The organism is Janthinobacterium sp. Mn2066 (genome assembly GCF_049319705.1).
Taxonomy (GTDB): Bacteria; Pseudomonadota; Gammaproteobacteria; order Burkholderiales; family Burkholderiaceae_D; genus Janthinobacterium.
Map to the genome: position 1 here is coordinate 49,900 of NZ_JBMOUF010000011.1, position 20,609 is coordinate 70,508.

General features: G+C 60.4%; 25 protein-coding genes. 12 read left to right on the forward strand and 13 right to left on the reverse strand.

Annotated features, from left to right (window positions below):
• Nucleotides 1-26 precede the first annotated feature (26 nt).
• From ACL9RI_RS20875 to ACL9RI_RS20890, 4 genes are all read right to left on the reverse strand, one after another.
• Entirely contained in the window at nt 27-275 is a 249-nt protein-coding gene (locus ACL9RI_RS20875) for a hypothetical protein (RefSeq protein WP_422728408.1), read from the reverse strand.
• 24 nt (nt 276-299) lie between these two features.
• Entirely contained in the window at nt 300-1,799 is a 1,500-nt protein-coding gene (locus ACL9RI_RS20880) for a DUF4331 domain-containing protein (protein WP_422728409.1), read from the reverse strand.
• A 358-nt stretch (nt 1,800-2,157) separates the two neighbouring features.
• Complete coding sequence (locus ACL9RI_RS20885) at nt 2,158-2,799, reverse strand: NrsF family protein (protein WP_422728410.1); 642 nt, start codon at nt 2,797-2,799, stop codon at nt 2,158-2,160.
• On the reverse strand, nt 2,796-3,377 hold the full coding sequence (locus ACL9RI_RS20890) for a sigma-70 family RNA polymerase sigma factor (protein WP_422728411.1): 582 nt from the start codon (nt 3,375-3,377) through the stop codon (nt 2,796-2,798). The genes ACL9RI_RS20885 and ACL9RI_RS20890 overlap by 4 nt, the downstream gene beginning before the upstream one ends.
• 176 nt (nt 3,378-3,553) lie before the next feature.
• Here ACL9RI_RS20890 and ACL9RI_RS20895 point away from each other — a divergent pair, with 176 nt between their 5' ends.
• From ACL9RI_RS20895 to ACL9RI_RS20910, 4 genes are all read left to right on the forward strand, one after another.
• On the forward strand, nt 3,554-4,357 hold the full coding sequence (locus tag ACL9RI_RS20895) for a DUF1223 domain-containing protein (protein WP_422728412.1): 804 nt from the start codon (nt 3,554-3,556) through the stop codon (nt 4,355-4,357).
• Nucleotides 4,357-4,962, forward strand: a complete 606-nt coding sequence (locus ACL9RI_RS20900) for a cytochrome b/b6 domain-containing protein (protein ID WP_422728413.1) — start codon at nt 4,357-4,359, stop codon at nt 4,960-4,962. Before ACL9RI_RS20895 ends, ACL9RI_RS20900 begins: the two co-directional genes overlap by 1 nt.
• Nucleotides 4,963-4,974: 12 nt before the next feature.
• Nucleotides 4,975-5,745, forward strand: coding sequence for a molybdopterin-dependent oxidoreductase (locus ACL9RI_RS20905; RefSeq protein WP_422728414.1), 771 nt, complete (start codon nt 4,975-4,977; stop codon nt 5,743-5,745).
• Nucleotides 5,746-5,950: 205 nt separating this feature from the next.
• A complete protein-coding gene (locus ACL9RI_RS20910) occupies nt 5,951-6,262 on the forward strand; it encodes a pentapeptide MXKDX repeat protein (protein WP_422728415.1) in 312 nt (103 codons plus the stop codon).
• 148 nt (nt 6,263-6,410) lie between these two features.
• Here ACL9RI_RS20910 and ACL9RI_RS20915 read toward each other — a convergent pair whose 3' ends face one another.
• Nucleotides 6,411-7,004, reverse strand: a complete 594-nt coding sequence (locus ACL9RI_RS20915; protein ID WP_422728416.1) for a hypothetical protein — start codon at nt 7,002-7,004, stop codon at nt 6,411-6,413.
• Nucleotides 7,005-7,061: 57 nt separating this feature from the next.
• On the reverse strand, nt 7,062-7,538 hold the full coding sequence (locus ACL9RI_RS20920; RefSeq protein ID WP_422728417.1) for a GNAT family N-acetyltransferase: 477 nt from the start codon (nt 7,536-7,538) through the stop codon (nt 7,062-7,064).
• Between the two features lie 148 nt (nt 7,539-7,686).
• Between ACL9RI_RS20920 and ACL9RI_RS20925 the strand changes: the two genes are divergently transcribed.
• Entirely contained in the window at nt 7,687-8,895 is a 1,209-nt protein-coding gene (locus ACL9RI_RS20925; protein WP_422728418.1) for an MFS transporter, read from the forward strand.
• 2 nt (nt 8,896-8,897) lie between these two features.
• On the opposite strand, the gene ACL9RI_RS20930 is transcribed toward ACL9RI_RS20925, so the two are convergent.
• Nucleotides 8,898-10,718: a hypothetical protein gene (locus tag ACL9RI_RS20930; RefSeq protein WP_422728419.1), complete on the reverse strand. Its 1,821-nt coding sequence runs from the start codon at nt 10,716-10,718 to the stop codon at nt 8,898-8,900.
• A 203-nt stretch (nt 10,719-10,921) separates the two neighbouring features.
• Here ACL9RI_RS20930 and ACL9RI_RS20935 point away from each other — a divergent pair, with 203 nt between their 5' ends.
• Entirely contained in the window at nt 10,922-11,563 is a 642-nt protein-coding gene (locus tag ACL9RI_RS20935; RefSeq protein WP_422728420.1) for a CatA-like O-acetyltransferase, read from the forward strand.
• Nucleotides 11,564-11,589: 26 nt separating this feature from the next.
• Here the strand turns inward: ACL9RI_RS20935 and ACL9RI_RS20940 are convergent, their stop codons facing one another.
• Both ACL9RI_RS20940 and ACL9RI_RS20945 read right to left on the reverse strand, forming a co-directional pair.
• Complete coding sequence (locus ACL9RI_RS20940) at nt 11,590-13,158, reverse strand: metallophosphoesterase family protein (protein WP_422728421.1); 1,569 nt, start codon at nt 13,156-13,158, stop codon at nt 11,590-11,592.
• Nucleotides 13,159-13,284: 126 nt separating this feature from the next.
• Nucleotides 13,285-14,058 carry an AraC family transcriptional regulator gene (locus tag ACL9RI_RS20945; RefSeq protein WP_422728422.1) on the reverse strand — a complete coding sequence of 258 codons (774 nt, stop codon included), beginning with the start codon at nt 14,056-14,058 and terminating at the stop codon, nt 13,285-13,287.
• Nucleotides 14,059-14,148: 90 nt separating this feature from the next.
• Here ACL9RI_RS20945 and ACL9RI_RS20950 point away from each other — a divergent pair, with 90 nt between their 5' ends.
• Entirely contained in the window at nt 14,149-14,943 is a 795-nt protein-coding gene (locus ACL9RI_RS20950) for an alpha/beta fold hydrolase (RefSeq protein WP_422728423.1), read from the forward strand.
• On the opposite strand, the gene ACL9RI_RS20955 is transcribed toward ACL9RI_RS20950, so the two are convergent.
• Both ACL9RI_RS20955 and ACL9RI_RS20960 read right to left on the reverse strand, forming a co-directional pair.
• Nucleotides 14,899-15,540, reverse strand: coding sequence for a LysE family translocator (locus tag ACL9RI_RS20955; protein ID WP_422728424.1), 642 nt, complete (start codon nt 15,538-15,540; stop codon nt 14,899-14,901). The genes ACL9RI_RS20950 and ACL9RI_RS20955 overlap by 45 nt on opposite strands.
• Nucleotides 15,541-15,594: 54 nt before the next feature.
• Nucleotides 15,595-16,677 carry a YeiH family protein gene (locus ACL9RI_RS20960; protein WP_422728425.1) on the reverse strand — a complete coding sequence of 361 codons (1,083 nt, stop codon included), beginning with the start codon at nt 16,675-16,677 and terminating at the stop codon, nt 15,595-15,597.
• Nucleotides 16,678-16,785: 108 nt separating this feature from the next.
• Here ACL9RI_RS20960 and ACL9RI_RS20965 point away from each other — a divergent pair, with 108 nt between their 5' ends.
• From ACL9RI_RS20965 to ACL9RI_RS20985, 5 genes are all read left to right on the forward strand, one after another.
• Entirely contained in the window at nt 16,786-17,688 is a 903-nt protein-coding gene (locus ACL9RI_RS20965; protein ID WP_422728426.1) for a LysR family transcriptional regulator, read from the forward strand.
• Nucleotides 17,689-17,731: 43 nt separating this feature from the next.
• Nucleotides 17,732-18,304 carry a helix-turn-helix domain-containing protein gene (locus ACL9RI_RS20970; protein ID WP_422728427.1) on the forward strand — a complete coding sequence of 191 codons (573 nt, stop codon included), beginning with the start codon at nt 17,732-17,734 and terminating at the stop codon, nt 18,302-18,304.
• A 7-nt stretch (nt 18,305-18,311) separates the two neighbouring features.
• A complete protein-coding gene (locus ACL9RI_RS20975) occupies nt 18,312-18,848 on the forward strand; it encodes a GNAT family N-acetyltransferase (protein ID WP_422728428.1) in 537 nt (178 codons plus the stop codon).
• Nucleotides 18,849-19,016: 168 nt separating this feature from the next.
• The gene (locus ACL9RI_RS20980; RefSeq protein WP_422728429.1) at nt 19,017-19,280 is read left to right on the forward strand and encodes a DUF378 domain-containing protein; all 264 of its coding nucleotides are present in this window, start codon (nt 19,017-19,019) and stop codon (nt 19,278-19,280) included.
• A 37-nt stretch (nt 19,281-19,317) separates the two neighbouring features.
• Complete coding sequence (locus ACL9RI_RS20985) at nt 19,318-19,662, forward strand: hypothetical protein (protein ID WP_422728430.1); 345 nt, start codon at nt 19,318-19,320, stop codon at nt 19,660-19,662.
• Nucleotides 19,663-19,671: 9 nt separating this feature from the next.
• Here ACL9RI_RS20985 and ACL9RI_RS20990 read toward each other — a convergent pair whose 3' ends face one another.
• On the reverse strand, nt 19,672-19,980 hold the full coding sequence (locus tag ACL9RI_RS20990; protein WP_422728431.1) for a hypothetical protein: 309 nt from the start codon (nt 19,978-19,980) through the stop codon (nt 19,672-19,674).
• A 138-nt stretch (nt 19,981-20,118) separates the two neighbouring features.
• Nucleotides 20,119-20,550 (reverse strand): c-type cytochrome, encoded by a 432-nt coding sequence (locus ACL9RI_RS20995; protein ID WP_422728432.1) that lies wholly within the window; start codon nt 20,548-20,550, stop codon nt 20,119-20,121.
• Nucleotides 20,551-20,609: the final 59 nt, after the last annotated feature.

Here is a 20,609-nt window from a genome sequence, read left to right on the forward strand (position 1 = left end):
CGTATATTCCCGATGCCTGCTACGGCTTACAGTGGCACCGGCTCGGTATTGTCGGGCGCGGTGGCGACGATGGCGTCGATGCTGACCGGTTCCTGGTCGTCGCTGGTGGTCAGGATCAGGTTGCTGACGGCGACAAAGAAAGTGTCCAGCAAGACCACGGGCGGCGGGTTGGTGCCGCCGTTGCCGCTGCCATTGTCGCTACTGCTGCTACCACCGCCGCAACCTGCCACCAGCGCCGCCGTGACGATAACGCCTGTCATCAAGAGCTTTTTCATGATCTACTCCTTATGCAAAGACGATTATTGCTGCGGCGAACCAGCGACAGGGGTTTTCAGGTAGGGGAAACCTGCCGTGAAAAACGTCTCGTCGAGGTAGGCGCCGTCGGTAAAGTGCAGGCCGCCGGCTGGGGCATCGCTGGGGGCGCAGCCGATATTGAGCGTGCACAGCTTGCCCATGGCGACGCGCAGCACCACGTCGACCACGTCGTCGCCGGGACGGCGGCCATTCGGGAAGCCGGCATTGTCGCCGCCGATCACGCCCAGACGGTTTTGCGAACCGACGGCCGTGGGCGCGATCGAGGTATTCAGGCGCAGCATTTCCGACGCCACCACCGTGACAGGCTGGTTCACGCCCTTGATGCCGGTCAAAAAGGCCGCCACCAGGTCATTGCGGGGGAAGTTGGTGGGCGCCTTGGCGCCGGCCGAGCCGTACAGCACTTCCACCAGCGCCGGCGCGGTCGGGTTGGTCACATAGTCGGCAAACTGGGCGTCGTTGACGGGTTTGCTGGCATTGAAACGGTCCTTGTCCTTCAGGCCGATCACCAGTTCATTCACCAGCGGCATGCCCAGACGCGAGACCTGCACCCAGGCGCCGCCTTCCTTCGAGGCGCTGGTGGCGGTGTTCGGCGTAGGGTTGAGCAGGCGGCCCTGGCGCAGGCTGGCCGTGGTCCAGCCGCCTATCACCGGGTCGGCGCCGGCCGTCAGGCAGGCGGTCGGCACTTCCATTTCGATCGCGGTGACGTTTTTCAGGGCCAGGTCATCCTTGGCCGCCGACTCCGCATTGGCCGCAAATTCCGTGGCCGGCGCCTTGATGTTGATCAAGTCAAAGGTTTCGCCCAGGTTCACCACGAAAGGGTCCTTGCGCTGGCCGACGAACATGCGCGCCGGCGTGGCGCAGCCGGGAATGTTGACGGTATACACATGGTGCGCGGCATAGGCGGCGTAGTTGGGTATAGATTTATTGCCGATATTGTCGACCGGCTTGTCGAACACGGCGCCGCCGCCGCTGGCATTGGTGACGGCGCTCCTGGTGCCGCTGCGGCGGTCGCCCCGCACCACGGTCACGCTATAGGTTTCGCGCACATTCAGGCCGGCCGGGTTGACGCTGTCGATGGGGCCGCCATTGATCACCAGCGGGATCGACACTTTTTTGCCGCCCACCGTGAATTGGCCATCCTTGTTGGTATTGCTGAAACGGAACTGGAAGGTGATGTCTTCCTTGCCGTCGCCATTGTTATCGATATGGATTTCATACAGGGCGTTTGGATCCAGCGCGAAGTAGTTCGGCCCGCCATACGCGTCCTGCAGCGGCACATAGTCGGCCACCAGGGTGGTGTAGGCGCTGCGGCCCGCTTCGTAGCTGCGGAACATATAGAAGTCGGTGGCGTCGACTTTGGGGTTCTGGGTGATGAATGGCGCCTCGCGATGGCTGGAGGCAAAGGCGGTGGGTGTGAAGGCGAGAGCCAGAAGATTGCCCAGTATGGCGGCGCCCAGTGCGGTTTTCGAGCGTAACAAAGACATGTCGATTCTCCCTGAATTGTTGTTTGTGTAACATGGCTACAAGGAATTACGGGCTGCATGACTTGTACGGACGGCAAGCAAGATCAGATTCAATTGCTTACATTTTTTTTGGTGGCAGATTGAATGTTCCTGATCGGAACGGTTGACGCGCGCAGCTTGAATCTACGCCTGCCTTGGGTGTTGGCAGAAATAAATCTTTTGTGGATGGGAAGAGACACACTGCAGACAGCGCTGTCTGCGCTGTTGCCGGGCATGCTGGCAGGAAAGGAGGGGCCGCACAGGGGGCCGGCCGCCGTGAGTATGTGTGAGCTTGAGGGTACGGCATCGATAGGCGGCAAGGCGCCGCCCAGCTTTCAGCTTACCAGGCCAGCACTTTCGGCCCGATCAAGGCGCCGATGATGGTCGGCACCAGCATGCCCAGCACATACCAGAAGCCGATAAAGCTGGCTGCCATTTCCGGGCAATGCAGGCAATACACGAGGGCCGCCGCGCTGCCGGAAGCAAAACCGGCTGCCGCACCGGCCAGGCGCAAGCGGGTAGGGGCCATCTGGCGCATCAGGCGCAGCACGGCCACCATGATGGGCAGCGACAGCATGGCGATCAGGAAGGGACAGGCGCGCCAGGTGGTGCCCCAGAACAGTTCCGCCCGTTGTTCCGCTGGCGCTTCCATCATGATGATGGCGCCCAGCGCCCACATCAGCAGCAGGGGCACGGCGATCAGCAGCGGCTGCGCATGGGCGCCCGGCAAGCCGGCGCGGCGGCCGACATAGGCGCCCGCCAGCGTGACCGACAGCACGAAGCCGACCTTGATCCAGAAATCCGGTAAAAAGATCAGCTGGCCCAGGTTCGGGCGCACGCCCAGCAGGGTGGCCATCAGGGCCACGCTGACACCGATGCCGGCCGCCAGGGTGGCGGCCATGCGCCAGTGCGCGCCCGGTGGCGGGGCGGGCGCCACGTCTGGCCCGCTGGCCAGCATGGCGATCAAATCGTCTGTCTTCATGATGATGTCCTTAAATTGGCCGCCAGTGCCTTCAGGCCGCGGTGCACGGCCACTTTGACGCTGGCTTCCGAAATATTCATTGCACTGGCCGTGTCGCGCACGGACCAGCCATCGAGCTTGGTATGCACGATGGCGTCGCGCTGCTGGGCCGGCAGGGTGGCCAGCAGCTGGCCCAGGTCGCGGCTCGCTTCGGCCGCCTCCGCATCGGCGCTGGAAAACAAGTCCTGCGTTTCATCGTCCTCGTCATATGGCGTATGCAGCGCATCGCGCCGCGCATGGCGCCGCAGCCAGTCGATCAGCTTATACCTGGCGATCGCGTGTATCCACGACGTCAGTGGCACGCCCGTATCGTACGTCAGGCGCTGGTTGTGGATGGCCAGCAGGCATTCCTGCACCAGGTCTTCCACGTCATCGGGCCAGCGTTGCAAACGCCGCCGCAGGAAGGCGCGCAAATGCGAAGCCGTTGCCTGCAAGAAACTACGGTATGCCGTTGCATCGCCATCGAGCCCGCGCAGCATCAGCCCGTGCAGGCGCAGCTCGGTGCCGTGCAGATGCTCGCTTACAGGTATTCGTTGCATGCCAGCCTTTGGTGACAGGTGTTTAAAAATAAATTCACGGAAAAAATATTTGATGGTGGCTGTAACCAATCCGCGCCAGGGGGCGAATTGACCAGTGTCGCTAGCATGATTTCATAGTTTGCTTATGACGTTTTCATCTACTTCACTTTACCGAACCACTATAACGGGTAGTCACCATGAACATCAAGTGCCTCAGTACCGCCAGTATCATTTCCGTGCTCATGCTGGGCCAGGCCGGGCCAGCGTTCGCGCAACTGGCGGCCCCGCGCTGCGAAGCGAAGAGCGGCGCGAAGACGGCCGCCCTGGTGGAGCTGTATAGCAGCGAAGGCTGTTCCAGCTGCCCGCCGGCAGACCAGCGCCTGAGCGCCCTGCACCGGGAAGCGGGTGCTGACGCCCTGATCGTGCCGCTGGCCTTGCATGTGACTTACTGGGACCAGATCGGCTGGGCCGACCGCCTGGCGCAAAAGCCATTCGACGCCCGCCAGGCCGAGTTGCTTTCCTACCAGCCGCGCCACGTCGCCTACACGCCACAATTCTTCGTCAGCGGCAGCGAGTTGCGCGGCTGGGACACACAACTACCTGCCGCCATCCGCCGCATCAACGCCGTCACGGCGCCGGTCAATATCAGCGTGTCGGCGGCGGGCGGCCCCGATGGCAAGCTGCAGCTGGCGGCCGACGCCAGCGCAGCCGATGGCCGCACGGGCGGCATGCTGTACCTGGCGCTCAGCGAGAACGCGCTGTCGTCGACCGTGCTGCGCGGTGAAAACCAGGGCGCCACCCTGCACCATGACGCGGCAGTGCGCGTCTGGCTGGGACCAGTTCCCCTGCAACAGGGGCATGCCAGCCTGCACCGCGAACTGAGCATCCCGGCCGGCTGGCGCCGCGACCATCTGCAGGTCGCCGCTTTTGTGCAGCAGGCAGGCGGCGGCGCCATTTTACAAGCCGTCAGCACGCCCCAATGTGAAAAAGGAGTACTGTGATGCGATCCCCATCCTTGAAAACAGACATCGTCCACCCGGCCTGGCTGCGCCTGACGCACTGGCTCAACGCCGTGGCCGTGGTGGTGCTGGCCACCAGTGGCTGGCGCATTTATAACGCGTCGCCGTTTTTCCCCTTCAGCCTGCCGAGCGGCCTGACCCTGGGCGGCTGGCTCGGTGGCGCGCTGCAATGGCATTTTGCCGCCATGTGGCTGCTGCTGGCCAATGGCTTGCTGTATCTGGGCATCAATATTGCCACGGGACGCCTGCGCCGCCAGTTCTTCCCGCTGTCGCCCCGCGCCATCTTGCAGGATTTGCTGGCGGCCCTGAAAGGCAAGCTGGCCCATGCTGACCCGCGCCACTACAACATGGTGCAGCGCGCCGCCTACCTGTTCGTGATGCTCGACTGCATCGTGCTGGTGATGTCCGGCCTGGTGCTGTGGAAGTCGGTGCAATTCCCCATCCTGCGTGAATTGCTGGGAGGCTACGACAGCGCGCGCCGCGTGCACTTCATCGCCATGGCTGGCCTGGTGGGTTTCGTCGGCATTCACCTGGTGATGGTGGCACTGGTGCCGAAAACCCTGATCGCCATGCTGCGCGGCCGCTAAACGGAGAACAACATGAAAAAAACCATTATCGTGCAAGAGCAGGGACAAGCCATGCTGGCCGACGCCTTGCGCAAGATCAAAGAACCATCGCGCCGCCAGTTTTTGCAGCGCAGCCTGACCCTGGGCGGCCTGGCTTTGCTGACCGGTTGCGACGTCAGCGATCAGTCCAGCATCGAGGCGGGTTTGAACAAGGTATCGCGCTTCAACGACAAGGTGCAGGGTTTGCTGTTCAGCCCGAACAGGCTGGCGCCGACTTACCCCGATTCCATGATCACCAGGCCGTTTCCGTTCAATGCCTTTTATGGCGAAGACGAGGTCAAGCAGATCGATGGCGATAGCTGGCGGCTGGAACTGAGCGGCCTGGTAACGCGCCGCACGCCCTGGAGCCTGGCGCAACTGCGTGCCTTGCCGCAAGAGTCGCAAGTGACGCGCCATATCTGCGTGGAAGGCTGGAGCGCCATCGGCAAGTGGGGCGGCGTGCCGTTCGCGCATTTCCTGACCCTGATCGGCGCCGACAAGACGGCCAAATACGTGGGCTTCAAGTGCGATGACGATTATTTCACCAGCATCGACATGGCTACTGCGCTGCATCCGCAAACCATCATGGCGCTGACCTACGACGGCCAGGAATTGCCGCCGAAATACGGCTACCCCATGAAGCTGCGCATGCCGACCAAGCTGGGCTACAAGAATCCCAAGCATATCCGGGCCATTTACGTGACCAATACCTATACGGGCGGGTATTGGGAAGACCAGGGATACAACTGGTTTGGCGGCTCGTAGTGGCGGCTGGAATAACCGGCTGCGCGGCGCGCTTTGCGGCCGGCGATGCTCGCTGTGCTCCAGCACAGCTGCGCTTCTCGGCCACAAATCATCGCCGCTCGCTTCGGTTCTTCCTGCCGCCGTGACGTTATTTGTTTGATAGAAAACTTATTTTTTAATCGCAGTACCGGGCAATTTCGCCCATCTCTTTCTAAGGAAAACCACCATGAAAACCACGATCACCGCCATCATCGCTTCCGCCATCCTCATGTCGGGCGCTGCTTTTGCTCAGGATGCAATGAAGAAAGACGCGATGGCTGCACCGGCCAGTGCCATGCAGAAAGATGCCATGGGCAAGGATGCCATGGCTAAAGATGGCATGGCCAAGGATGGCATGGCCAAGCCGACGGTCAAGAATCATATGAAAAAAGATGCGATGGCCAAGGATGGCATGTCGAAAGATGCCATGGCCAAGGACGGCATGAAGAAGGATGAAATGAAGAAGGATGGCATGGCCAAGGATGCGATGGCCAAGTAATTCCGGCTGCTATCGGCTGGAACTGCCTTGCGCCGCCGGGACGGGACGCAAGGACTATTTTAATGCACGCATGATGCGTTCTTGATCAGCAGAGCAGGGCAATCGCTGCATAATTGCAAATTGAGAATGTTGTATTTTGCATCAAATTTCAATGTTGGGCCGGTGCTTGCGAAGGTGCATGGACCGGGATGTCTTTGCTGCCTGCGACCACCACCTGTCCCGTTAAATCTGCCATATACGGCGATAATCCCCGTTCTATCAGCACACAGGCGACGGCGCTCCTGTAGCGGCGCCCTGCATAAGGCGTGTCACGGTCGGTCCATGGATGCGCGCCGGCCATCAACTCCTGGTTCGACACGGGCGCCAGCCATGTGCGCACGTCCCGCAGATCCTGTGGCGTAAATTCGATAGACACATTATTCAATGCTGCCTGTTTTGTGAAAACAAAGCGATGGCTGGTATTCGATAATGCCAGCTCCGTGGCACGTTTAAGTCCCGCATGGTCATACCCCAGGCCGTATTCGAAGTGAATGGCGCCTGCCAGGAAATTGGCTGTGGTGCAGGTTTGCCGTTCCAGTCCCGTATTGGCATCGGCTATCGTCACCATCACATAGGACGGTGCAGTGCTGAGATTGCCGATTGCCGCTTCATAACTGGCTGTCGATTGAACATGTTCAGCTGCCATGGCGGGCAGGGCGATGGCATACAAGAAAAGTGCTTTCAAGATTCGGGCTGTCAACATGCAGGCAGATTCCAGGTGAGTGTCATGGTGGGGGGCTGAGGTGGCGTTCCTGCTGCGTCACTCATGCGCCTCGCCGCAGGGGCGCAGATAATAATTGTCGAATTCCTGCTGCCCGACCAGCGTAAAACCATGGCGGAGATAAAAGCGGTTGGAATCGCTGCCGCGCAAGGCGCCTACGCGGACCGGCAAGCCCTGGCTGTTTGCCTCTTCAATGATGCGGGCAAGCACCAGGCTGCCGATATGCCGGCCCTGGCTGCCAGGGCGGATGTACAGGTGGTCCAGCAGCAAGGTATCGGCTTGCGGCTGGACGACGACGAAGCCGACGCGTTTGCCGTCCGTGTCGATATGGCGCGTCCGCTCCGGGCAAAAGCCTGACAGGAACCTGGCCCTGGCGCGATCCGGATCGAACCTGTCTATCTGCATCAGGCTGTCGCGCATGGCCTCGATGCGCAGTGCGACCAGTTCTTCCGCATCGTTTTCGTGCACCGGCGTGAGCGATACACGTTCTTGCTTTGGTGGCGATATGGTAGGCATGGATGTTGTCATTTGCTGTCTGGGTGAGGCGCTGCGGTGCTATCTTACTCTAATGAATTTGTTGCGTATCGGATAATCCATAAAATTTGATAATAGGGCAGTTGCTTGTAGTAAAGTGGCATCCTGTTGATTTTACGTATGCAGAGCAATGACTGTTCCTGATACTTCCGCCGCCGTGCTCGCCCTTGACCCCGCCGACCAATCCACCCGCCGCCGCTCCCTGATCGCTGCCTGCAGCGCGCATGCCGTGCACGATGGCTTGACTGATGTGATCTATGTGTTGCTGCCGATCTGGCAGGCGCAATTTGCCATCAGTTACGCCATGGTGGGGCTGTTGCGCGGATCGTATTCGGGCATGATGGCCGGTTTCCAGTTGCTGGCCAGCCGTATGGCCAAGCGCTGGGGACGCGAGCGTATGCTGATAGGAGGCACGGCGCTGGCCGGTGTTGCGTATCTGGTGGCGGGGCAGGCCGGTGGTTTGGGCGTCTTGCTATTCGCCTTGTTGCTCGGTGGCCTGGGCGCCAGCAGCCAGCATCCGCTGGCCTCATCCATCGTCACCGATACGCATGAGGCGGGCGGCGGCGTGAAGGAAGCCTTGTCGCAATACAATTTTGCCGGCGATATCGGCAAGACCCTGATCCCCGCACTGGTGGGCTTGCTACTGCTGGTATGCAGCTGGCAAGCCAGCGTCAGCCTGATCGGACTGCTGGGCCTGGCGGCGGCCGGTTTGCTGTGTTGGCTATTGCCCAGGAAAGGTGAGTTGCAGGCTGGTCAGAAAAAGGCAGGCAAGACTATCGTCGGTAATGGCAGCAAGGGTGGTTTCCGTGCGCTGCTGGCGACCGGTACCTTGGACAGTGCCGTGCGCATGGGATTTTTGACTTTTTTACCGTTCCTGCTGAAAAGCAAAGGCGCTGGCACGGCAGGCATCGGTGTCGCCTTGTCGCTGCTATTCGTGGGCGGCGCGTTTGGCAAGCTGCTGTGCGGTTATCTGGGCGTGCGCATCGGCATGATGAAAACCGTGTGGATCACGGAAAGCATGACGTCCTTGCTGATCGTTCTGGTTTTATGCTTGCCCTTATTGGGCGTGATGGCCATGCTGCCCCTGCTGGGTCTGGCCCTGAATGGCACCTCGTCCGTGCTGTATGGCGTGGTGCCGGAACTGGCGGAACCGGGCAAGCGCGAACACGCATTTGCGCTGTTTTATACAGGCACCATTGGCGGCGGCGCCTTGTCGCCCATGCTGTTCGGTGCGCTCGGCGATGCCGCCAGCGTGCCCATCGCGTTGATGGCGCTGGCGGCGATCTTGCTGCTGACTTTGCCCCTGGCATGGAAAGTGCAGAAGGGCATAGCCAGCTGAGGTTACCAGTTGTTGCCGCTCAAGGTAGCCTGGTAGCCCGTGGAGTAGTTGGCGAACGGAACTTTACCCGCGCTGACGCCGCCCACCGTATTGTTGCTGATGGTCGCACTACCCGTGGGCGCCGGGTAGAACGGGGCGCCGATCACCACGCCGTTGCGCCATGGGCTAGTCACGGTATTTTGTTCCAGGCGGATATTGGTCGAGGTCGAGAAGCCGATGGCGTCATACAAGGAAGCGACGATGGTATTGTTGCTGACTTCAATATCATCGACGATGCCCACGTTCTGGCCATCGCTGCCATTGCCGATATGCAGCGCCGGCTGGCCCTGGTCGAAACCATTGCCGCCAGCGCGCACGATGGTGTTGCCGGTGATACGCGACGAGTGCAGGTCGCTGCCATTGACGCCAAAGCGGCCGACGCCCAGGCCCGTATAGCGTGCCGTGTCGGCAATGTAGTTATTCGCCACCAGGTGGCCGCTGCCGCCATACACGCCCAGCGCCTTGCCATTCCAGGCGCCGATGATGGTGTTGTTGGTCTGGGTGATATTGCTCATCGGCGAGTAAAACACGCGGCCGTGGTCGGTATCGTTGTAGTTGACCGAGTTGATCGCCATGCCATCGTCGCCGGTGCCGCGGATGAAATTATTGGTGGCCGTCAGGTAATTGCCGACCGTGGCGTCGAGCGCCACGTTGTTGAGGTTGCAGCCGTCGGCCCAGATCGAGGTCAGCCGGTTATTGCGCACGGTGCCGCCAGTGCCCGAGGCCCAGAAACCGGACAGCACGTGCTGGGTCCAGATGTTTTCCGCCAGCCAATTGGTGCCGGTGGTATCCATCGCGCCGCCCGCGCCATCGACCGGTTCGCGGCTGCGCGAATTGGAATCGACGTGGAAATTACGCACCGTCGACGACGTTACCTGGAAGATCGCGCCCAGGCCGTTGGCGTTTGGCAGCGGCACGTCACGGTAAATCGTGCTGTACCACATGCCCGCGCCTTCGATGGTGATGCCCTTGGCGACCAGGCCATTCGTGCCTTTCAGGTAAAACGTGCCTTGAGGTATCCACAAACTCTTGTTTTGCGACTGCGCCTGGTTGATGCAATTCTGGATCGCGCTGGTGCTGTCTACTGCGTTCGGGTTGCCCATGCCATTGGTGGGCGCCGTGTCGGCGATCGCGCCGCAACTGGTGATCGAGATGGAATTGGCAGGCTGGGCCAGCGGCGCCGGCGGGTTTTCAACGTCGATCACATCGATATTGTAAAAGGCAGCCGTGTTGTCGCTATCCTTGCGCAGCGAAAAGGTGCTGCCCGGACCAATCGGGTCGCCGACGATGAAGGCATGGCTTTCGTCGAAGAAGGCGCGCGGCTTGCCCGCAGCCGGGTTCTGGTCGCTGGCCTGGTAGTCCTGGCCTTCATAAATCCAGCTTTGGCGCGAGTTCAGGTTCAGGTGCTGGCGGAACACGCCGTTGACGTACAGGTTCAGCGTGGCCGTGATGCCGCCGCCGCCCGGCGCGTCGGGGATGCTGGCGCGCACGTTGATAAAGCTGATCGGCTGGCCCGTATTATTGGTCCACCACACTTCCTGGTTATTGCCCGTCAATGCGACATAGGCATGGCCCGACGATTCGAGTTCCGGACTGGCGAAGCGCGTGGTCGGCGCCGCTGTCACGGACACGACCTTGGCGCCGTTGACCAGGGTGCCGGCTTCCGCTTCATAGCTGGTGAACGGCGTGGTGGCACCCACGCCGGCGTGGGCATGGGAGGCGGCCAGCAGGCTGGCGGCGATGGCCAGTGCAGTCATGGTCATGGTCTGTTTGCGTTGATTCATGGAGTCGCTGGTCCTTATAGAGAAGTAACAGAGAAGTAACAGGTCGCCGGAATGCTGTCCGGGTGTCATTTGATTAATTTCAATATAGCATGAAATCCCGCATGGTTTCCTTGGAAATCATTACGTATTGGAAATTTATTTCAACGATACACTGTACCCGCATGCTCTTGCCTGTGACCTTGCCCATCGTCTACACTCGCGCCATGAAAAATTTTGAAAAGCGGCGCGACCGCTATGAACTGTTCCGGACATTCGACAATCCCCTCGTCAACATCGTGTTCCAGCTGGACGTGCCGGACTTCAGGCCATATTGCAAGGCGCGCCAGATTCCCGTATTCCACTTTTTTCTGTTTTGCGTGCTGAACACGGTCAAGCAAAGCGACAACTTCATGTACCGCATCTACCGCGATGACGTTATCAGGATCGACGATTTTCCGGCGTCCTACACGGTCATCAATTGCGACGGCAACCTCAATTTCACGCGCTTTCCCATGACGGACCAGCTCGATGTGTTTATCGCACGCAGCCTGGAAGCGAAGCGGATTGCCGAAGCCAGTTCGGACATGATCAACAACGGCGACGATATGGATGAACGCGAGCGGCGCAACAGTGTGTTCATCACCAGCCTGCCGTGGCTGGACATGACGGCCATCGACCATCCCGTGTATTGCCACCGCGACGCCGATATCCCGACTTTTACCTGGGGCAAGTTTGGCCCTGCGCAAGAAGATGGCCGTATGAAAATACCGTTTTCCGTGCAGGCGCATCACGGTTTTGTCGATGGTTACCATATTCAGAAGCTGGCGCAAGACCTGGCGCAGCGGATCGCCAGCATGATTGCGTGATGTCAGGCATGACGCCAGGCCATCCATCACCCGGCGCGAAGGCGTAACTCGCTTTCCCGTAGCAGATGGACTGACTGGAGTGTTTCCTTGCTTGTTGTGATGACATATGCGGAAGGCTCAAGCGCGAGACTGGCATAAGGTCCCTCCGGCAGGTGATGGGTGGAGCCGCAGGAAATGATCAGCGGCGCTTCCTGTTCAGGACTGCACGCAGTGTATGGCATATGCTTGTGTCCATGGATAATGGCGGCAGCTCCCGCCTGGCAGGCAAACTCATACATTGCATTGGCATCCAGGCAGCGCAGGTACATGCCTTGCGGGGAAAATGCAGGGCTGAGGATATGATGGTGCAGGACGATGAGCACGATGTCGCCAGCTTGCCGGATTGCGGCCAGTTTTTCCCTGGCACTCTGGATCTGCGTCTGCCCGACTAATCCGATCGCATTGGTCAGTGGCGTGCCAGGCGGTCTTGAATTGCTGTTGAAGCCGATGACGACGAGCGACAAGCCAGCATATCTGCGCAACTGGGGAAAGTGTGAAACGGTATTGCCTTGCAGCGTACTGATTTGCTTCAGTATGCCTTCCATGGGCACTGACAGGGAGCCAAAATGTTGCAGGAAAAAGTTGCGCTTGAAATGCACGTCATGATTGCCTGGGACGGCGAAAATCTTTTCATGCCCTATTGGAGAGAGTAAATCGTGAGCACTTTCCCACGCACCTGGCTCTCCTGTATCGGTGATGTCACCCGCAATGATCAACAGGTCTGGCCGGACATGCTCCAACAGCGAGCATATAAAGGCATGCGAGTCATCGCTTCGCCTTCGGCTGTGGATAGGCCGGTCTCCTCCGTTCGTCAGATGCAGGTCCGAGATGAGCAATATCCTGCTGGTATGGGCGGCATTGCGCTGCGCGCGCCATTCCAGGTGGACGACAAATTTTTTCAGTAGCAAGTGACTATTCAGCAGGTAAGGACTCAGCAGGCGAAAGAAAAACACCATGGGGCGGCACAGTTCCAGGATGGCTGAACTGATGCCTGCCATGATGACGGTACCGCAGAACAGCAGAACAGGCACGATCAACAGACCACTCAGGCGCCAGGTGAAAACGAAAATGCCTGGAATCGAGTCAGCATCGCCGAACCAGATGTCGTAGATGGTCGATAGCCCTAGCCATACCACCTGCAGCGAGAAGATGCCGATCAGCGGGATCAAGGCGATGATCAGAAGCTTTTCGAGCGTGGTAGCGATCATTTGGGCGTACACATTGGGCCGCGACGCCGTGTATGCCGCAATGATTTCCACCGCCAGCAGCGGCACGCCAGAGAGGAGGTAATGCCGATAGCTGATCCACGATGCCTGTCGCCAATGCCACGCCAGGGCGCTGAGCCAGTTTTCCGCGGGGCTCCACAGGATGGTCGCCCACCATATGATCGCCGTGGCATGGAGAAAGCCAAGCAAGGCCGTGACAAACTGGGTATCCGGTTGCAGCTTGAGGGCAGGGTGGCTTGCCGGCACTGTAATAAGGTGCGTCAAGAGTGCCCTCATCAAGGAGAAGAAGAGGAAACCCAGGAAAAAAATCATCCACTTCAAAACACCCATTGCCGTCCCCGCTTCGGTTCCCCCTCGCTGTCCAGGCATATGCCGGCTTGGCTCCCACGGCGAGGAAATGCCGGGAACCGTGCGCACTGGCCGCATGGTAGTGCGTTTGCCGGAACTGGCTTTGTCTTAGCGCAAATAGCCACTGGGCGGCTTGCCCAATACCTTGCGAAATGCCGCCGTAAAAGCGCTGGCGCTGCCATAACCGAGATCGAACGCCACGCGGGTGACAGCCTGGCCTTCTGCCAGCCGCGTGATGGCGTTCAGCAAGCAAGCCTGTTGCCGCCATTGCGCAAAGCCCAGCCCCGTCTGCTGGCGAAACAGCCGCGTAAAGGTGCGGCGGCTCATGCCGGCCCTGGCCGCCATCGTGTCCACGTCGATGTCCAGGCCCGGTTGCAGCAATAATTCTGTGCACAGGCAAGCCAGCCTGGGCTCCTGCGGCAGCGGCGCATTGAGCGCCAGCGGCGCCATGAGCCCGATTTCATCGAGCAGCAAAGCCATCAGCCTGCCTTCGCGCGAGTTTTTTGCATATAAAGAGTCCAGCTTGACAGCCTCGGCCAGCAACTGACGCAGCAGCGGCGAGGTATCGAGCACGCTGCAATGGACAGGCAGGCCGCCGTTTGCCACGGCTTGCGCGCTGATAAAGAGGTTGAGCATCGTTACATCACCATGCATCTGCATGCCATGTTCCAGGCCGGCGGGCAGCCAGCAGGCGCGCTGCGGCGGCACCAGCCAATTGCCTTGTGGCGTCAGCACGCTGATGGCGCCCGTGGCGGCATAGGCAAACTGGCCACGCGGATGACTGTGCAGCGGAAAATGCAAGCCGGCCGCATAGCTGCGGGCAGTGGCAATCAGCGGGCGCGGCAGTTCCGTATAGAAATGAGGGTGGTCGGGTTCCGGCATGGCCTGAACTCTATACTATTTGACCTGTCATCGAAAGCGGGTAGTTTGGCGCAGTTCTACCATGTGCTTTTAATTTACGCAGGAACTGTCATGCTCAATACCTTTCACCGCGTGGGCCATGGCCCCCATGCTGTCCTCGTGCTGCACGGCTGGTTTGGCGATGCGCGCTCGTTTGCCCCCATGGAAGCATGGCTCGATGGGGAGTCTTTCAGTTATGTCTTCATGGATCAGCGCGGCTATGGCGGCATGCGCGGCGTGGCTGGCAATTACAGCATCGATGAGGTGGCTGTTGATGCGCTGGCGCTGGCCGATCACCTGGGTTTCGAGCGTTTCAGCGTGATCGGCCATTCGATGGGGGGCATGGTGGCGGAAAAGATCGCCTTGCTGGCGCCGCAGCGCTTGCGCGCGCTGGTGGCCGTGGCGCCCGTACCCAGTTGCGGCGTGGTGATGGATGCGGCAGCCCGCGAGCTGTTCCTGGGCGCCGCGAACAGTCTGGCTGCGCGGCGCAGCATCATCGAGCGCAGCACGGGTGGCCGCCTGCCTGGCAAATGGCTGGACTGGAAGGCGGCGTATTCCTGGGAATGTTGTGACAAGGCGGCGTTTGCCGCCTATTTCCTGGCCTGGAGCGGGACGGATTTCAGTGCCGAGGTGCGGGCGCGGCGATCGTCGTTGACCATGCTGGTGCTGGCCGGTCAACACGATCCCCGCTTCGACCGCACCTTGATGGAGCAGACTTATCTGGCCTGCTACCCGCAAGCCAGGCTGGAAGTGCTGGCCAATGCGGGGCATTATCCGATCAATGAAACCCCGTTGGCGCTGGTGGCTAGCCTGGAGCGGTTTTTAAGCGGCCTTGGCGCGCAGGCGCAGCAGGCTCAAGCCCAATAAAACGAAGCCGCCGCCCGAAATGCGGTTGAACAGGCGCGCGCGCGTCGGGTTGGCCAGCTGGCTTTTCAGCAAGCGTGCCAGCAGGGCGTAAAACAGATGGGCCGCCATCGCGCAAGCGACAAAGGTGGTGGTCAGCACGGTGAATTGCATCGCCACCGGCTGGCCTTGCACGATGAATTGCGGAAACAGCGCCGAAAAGAACAGGATGGCCTTGGGATTGGTCAAGGCCACCATCATGCCCTGGCGATACAGCTTGCCATTGGAATTGGGATTGGCCGCGCCCGGCTGTTGCGGCACATTGGCGACGATGCTGGTCTTGCTGCGCCATTGCTTGACGCCCAGATAGACCAGGTACAGGGCGCCAGCCAGCTTCAGCAGCATGAAGGCGGTGGCGGAAGTCGCCAGCACCACGCCCATGCCCGCCATGGCGATGCCGGAAATAATGAACAGCCCGGTGCCATTGCCCATGCTGCTGATCATGGCGCGGCGCGGGCCGACGGCGATGGAATTCGAAATGGCCAGCAAGACGGCCGGGCCGGGTGAAAACGTGACTAGCAGGGAGACGCTGCAAAACAGCAGCCAATTCGAAATGTGCATGGTATTTCCTGAAGGGCAATGGAGGCAAGAACACAGCCCTTCATTGTAGCGCGCTTAGGCAACTAGCGTGAACAGGGCAGCGACCAGATGATTGATCACGGCGCCGCCCACGATCAGCCAGGCAAACAGCAGGCCGCCCAGCAGCAGCGGTTTGAAGCCGGCGCGGCGGATGGCCGACAGGTGCGTGGTCAAGCCCAGGGCCGCCATGGCCATCGCCAGCAAGGCCGTGTCGATATCGGTGATGGACGCCACCAATTTGCCGGGCATCAAGTTCATCGAATTGAAGGCCACGACCAGGATAAAGATAAAGGCAAACCAGGGAATCGCCAGCCTGGCGGCAGGCTGGCTTGCGCTGGCGCCTTTGCTGCGGGCCAGCACGCCCGACAGGATCACCAGGAAGGGCGCCAGCATCATCACGCGCACCATCTTGGCGATCACCGCCGCGTTGGCCGTATCCTGGCTGATCGATTTGCCGGCCGCTACTACTTGCGCCACTTCATGCACGGTCGACCCGATATACACGCCGAAGGCGGATGGCGTCGCGCCCAGCAACTGCCAGTGCAGATTCGCCTGATACAGCAAGGGATAGACAAAGATCGCCAGGGTGCCGAACACCACCACCGTCGACACGGCCACCGTCACTTCTTCCGCACGCCCCTTGAGCACCGGTTCGGTGGCCATCACGGCTGCCGCGCCGCAAATCGAGCTGCCCGCGCCGATCAGGATGGCGCTATTGCGCTCCAGCTTGAATACCCTGGTGCCCAGCACGATGGCCAGGCCAAAGGTGGAGCTCAAGACCAGCGCATCGATGGCGATGCCGGCCAGGCCCACCTGGCCGATGTCCTGGAAAGTCAGGCGGAAACCGTACAGGATGATGCCCAGGCGCAGCAGGCTTTGCTTGGAAAAAGTCACGCCGGCTTCACCTGCGGGCGCCAGCCTGGCATAGGCGGTGTTGCCCAGGATGATGCCGACGATGATGGCCAGGGTGAGGGCGCTCATGCCGTGCGTTTGCATCCATTCCAGCTTGCCCAGCTGTATCGCCGCACAGGCGATGACGGCGCTCAATAGCAAGCCGGGCAGGAGGCGGGCGCAGCGGTCGTAAAAGCGGTTGCTGCCAGTGGTCGATAGGGATGACATGTTGTGCTCCATTACTTTGTATGCGTATGGCATCACTGTACAGAGCGCTTATTAAATGGTAAAACGGATTGTTTATGTATATTCAACCTAAAAAATAGGTAATGAGCCATGTCACTGACTTTGCGGCAATTACAAATCTTCCTGGCCGTGGCCGACACGGGCAGCACCAGCGCGGCGGCCGGCTTGATCGCCCTATCGCAGTCGGCCACCAGCGCCGCCTTGAACGAGCTGGAAACCCTGCTGGGCGCGCAACTGTTCGACCGGGTCGGCAAGCGCCTGGTGCTCAACGACAATGGCCGCCTGCTGTTGCCGCAGGCACGGCAGATGCGCGACGCGGCGGCCGGCATCGAGCGCCAGTTCGCGGGCGCCGACCCGTCCGTGCCGGTCAGCCTGCAAATCGGCGCCAGCACCACCATCGGCATCTACCTGCTGCCGCAGATCCTGGCCCAGGCCGCGCGCCTGCATGGCCCCAGCATCCCGCAAGTGACGATTGCCAATACAGCCGATATTGCCGCTGCGGTCGCGGAATTTCGCGTCGATATCGGGCTGATCGAAGGGCCATGCCATGAGGCGGGATTGCTGGTCGAACCGTGGCTGGCCGACCAGATGCTGGTCGTGGCCGCGCCCACGCACCCCCTGGCGCAACTGCGGCATTTGCTCAGTTTTGCCGAACTGAACCAGGCCGGCTGGCTGTTGCGCGAAGCGGGCTCGGGCACGCGGGAAGCGGTGGAGCAGGCGCTGGTGCCGTACCTGCATTATCTGCGGCCGGCCGGTGAATTCTCGAATTCGGAAGCGATCAAATACGGCGCCGCAGCCGGCCTGGGCATTGCCTGCCTGTCGCGCGTGGTGGTGGCCGACTTGCTGGCCAGCGGACAACTGGTGGCGCTGGACACCATGCTGCCGCCGCTGGAGCGCAATTTTTATTTGATACGGCAGGCCAAGAAAGTGTTGTCGCCGAGACTGTCGGGTTTCCTGGAGCTATGCCGACAGGCAATACACGCGCCGGCGTAAACCGTGCTTGCTGAAATCCCATATTTGGAATATATTCCCATATATGGAAAATAATGTTCAACAAGATGAGACTACCGAACAGCGCCTGGCCCAGCGCCTCAAGCAGTTGCGCGTGGAACAGGGCTGGTCGCTGGACCAGCTGGCTACGCTAAGCCAGGTCAGCCGCGCTACCTTGTCGCGTTTGGAAAATGCGGAAGTCAGTCCCACCACCAGCGTGCTGGGCCGGCTGTGCGCCGTATATGGCCTGAGCATGTCGCGCTTGATGCGCATGGTAGAAGACGATTTTCCGCCGCTGCTGCGGCGTGCAGAGCAAGTAGTCTGGAACGATCCGCAAGCGGGATTCCAGCGCCGCTCCGTATCGCCGCCATCGCATGCGCTGGCCGGCGAGGCGCTGGAGTGTCTGTTGGCTCCTGGCGCGCATATCGCTTACGCGGCCTCGCCCCGGCCCGGCATGGAACACCATTTATTGCTGCAGGAAGGCGTGTTGACGGTGACGGTGGAGGGCAAGAGCCATGTCCTGCGCGCCGGCGACTGCCTGCGTTACCAGTTGTCCGGCCCCAGCGCTTTTGACGCCGGGTCAGAGACGGGCGCCCGCTACTTTTTATTTATCGTGTGAGAGTGTGATGACCACCGTTAGCCCTATTCATATCCATTCCTGCACTGTGCCTGAGATCGAGCGGCAACTGCCGCAACTGGCCCAGCTGCTGTTAGCCTGCGTGCACGATGGCGCCAGCATAGGCTTTATCCTGCCATTCAAGGAGCCTGAAAGCACGGCTTTCTGGACGCAAAACGTGTTGCCGGCCGTGCAAGGTGGCCGGCGCCTGCTGCTGGTGGCTGAGCAAGAGGGCCAGATTGTGGGCGCCGTACAACTGGACTGGGATAGTCCCGCCAACCAGCAGCACCGGGCCGAAGTGCGCAAACTGATGGTGGATCCCGCCTTTCGCCGGCGCGGCATCGCGCGGCTGCTGATGCAGGCAGTGGAAGCCCGGGCGCGCCAGCTGCCGCGCAGCCTGCTGACCCTCGATACGCGCACGCATGACCATGCCGAACCGCTGTATATATCGCTCGGTTATACGGTGGCGGGCGTGATTCCCGGCTATGCGCTGTCGGCCGACCATAGCGGACTGGACGCCACCACCATCCTGTACAAGCAGCTGTAGCCGGGCTCGCTGCCATGCTGTTGCCGGATAAAATCACCTGATCAATTCCAGATTCCTCCTACGCAGACACCCGGCATCCTCCGACTGGTGTCTCTACCCAGCACGCCTACACTGTGATCTCGACGCGCCTGGCGACAGGCTTTCTTTTATGATTTTCAGGAGGGCAAGATGGCGAATCTTCAAGCGGGAACGGATGGCATAGTCAGCACAGAGCGGGTGGCGCGGCGCATGAATGCACTGGACTGGATCGCCATGGTGCTGTTGATCATAGGCGGCTTGAACTGGGCGCTGGTGGGCTTGTTCGATATCGATATCGTGGCCCGCATCCTGGGCGTCATGAGCACAGCCTCGCGCGGCGTGTATGTGCTGGTGGGGCTGGCGGCGGTCTATTCGATTTATCTGTGCGTGAAAAAGCTGCCCGCCACGCCGTGATTTGAGTGGCCATCCCATCTTGAGACTGGAGGACGGCATGCCTGCAGGCGCCAATCCCAAACGCGAGCGCGAGTTCAAGCAGCTGGAAAAAAGCTTCAGGCAGGAGGGGCGCTACCGTGGCCGCGAAGAAGAAGTTGCGGCCCGCATCGTCAACAAGCAGCGAGCTGAACAGGGCGAAACCCAGGCTGAGCGCAATGCCGAAAAGGCTGGCAAGGCGCCTGACCGCGACTTGCCCATCGACGGTTACCAGCACCTGACGGTGGCGCAGATCCGCAAGAAGCTCGATGGCTTGAGCGCTGCACAGTTAAAGCGGGTGCGTGATTACGAAACACTGCACAAGAAGCGCAAAGGCATACTCGATGCGCTGGACAACCAGGGGTAGCCGGGCCGTTTAAATGAACTGGAAGTAATGTGCAGCAGGCAGTGCCAGCAGGACAGCGGCAAAGGCGACGATAAAGCCTCCCCGCATTGCGCCGCTACGCCATGCCACGCACAAGAGTGCGAACAAACAAGCCATTGCGCCGACTGCGCTTGCTGCAGCAAACCACGTGGGAAGCGTGGCGATGCCGGCCCTGGGCGCTAAGCAGATGAGCAGCAAGGGCAAGAAGATCATGCAGTACAGGGCGATGATCAGCTTGCGATGGGCGGCCAGCTTGCTTGCTGTGGAATCAGGGTTCACGATCTTTGTTGCAGCCTGCATCGGCTATTCCAGTCATCCAGGGTGTGGTTCGGTACAGGTGAACGCGGTTCGGCATAGGCCAGCATCTGCATTGCCGCGTATTACCGCGTATCGCCGCTTGGTTCAATGCTGCGATTCTACATTGCCATTATGACAGGATCATTGCGTGCGCAGATAGGCCAGCAGGTCTGCCACCTGCTGCCGGTCGCTGATACCCCAGAAGCGCATGTTATTGCCGGGGACGAAGTCGCTGGGCGCTTTCAGGAAATTGGCCAGGTTTTGCTCGCTCCAGGCGAAGTTGGCATTCTTCATCGCGGGCGAATATTTGTAATCGGTGGTCGAGCCAGCCTTGCGGCCGATCACGCCCGTCAGCTTTGGCCCGAAGCCGCCGCGCGCCGATGGTCCTACCTGATGGCAGGAGGCGCACTTGCGAAATGCCGTTTTGCCTGCTTCGACATTGCCTTTGAGGGCAGGTGCCGGCGCCGGAGCAGCGCGGGCGACGGCACAGTAGGCCGTCAATAGCGCGGTGGCCAGTGACAGCAGCAGGCGGGAAGGGCGAGTCCGGAAGGATTGATTCAGAAAGCTTTTCATGGTTGCAGCAAAATAGTGCTTGAGTGATAAGCAGTTATTTTACAGGGCAGGGCATATAC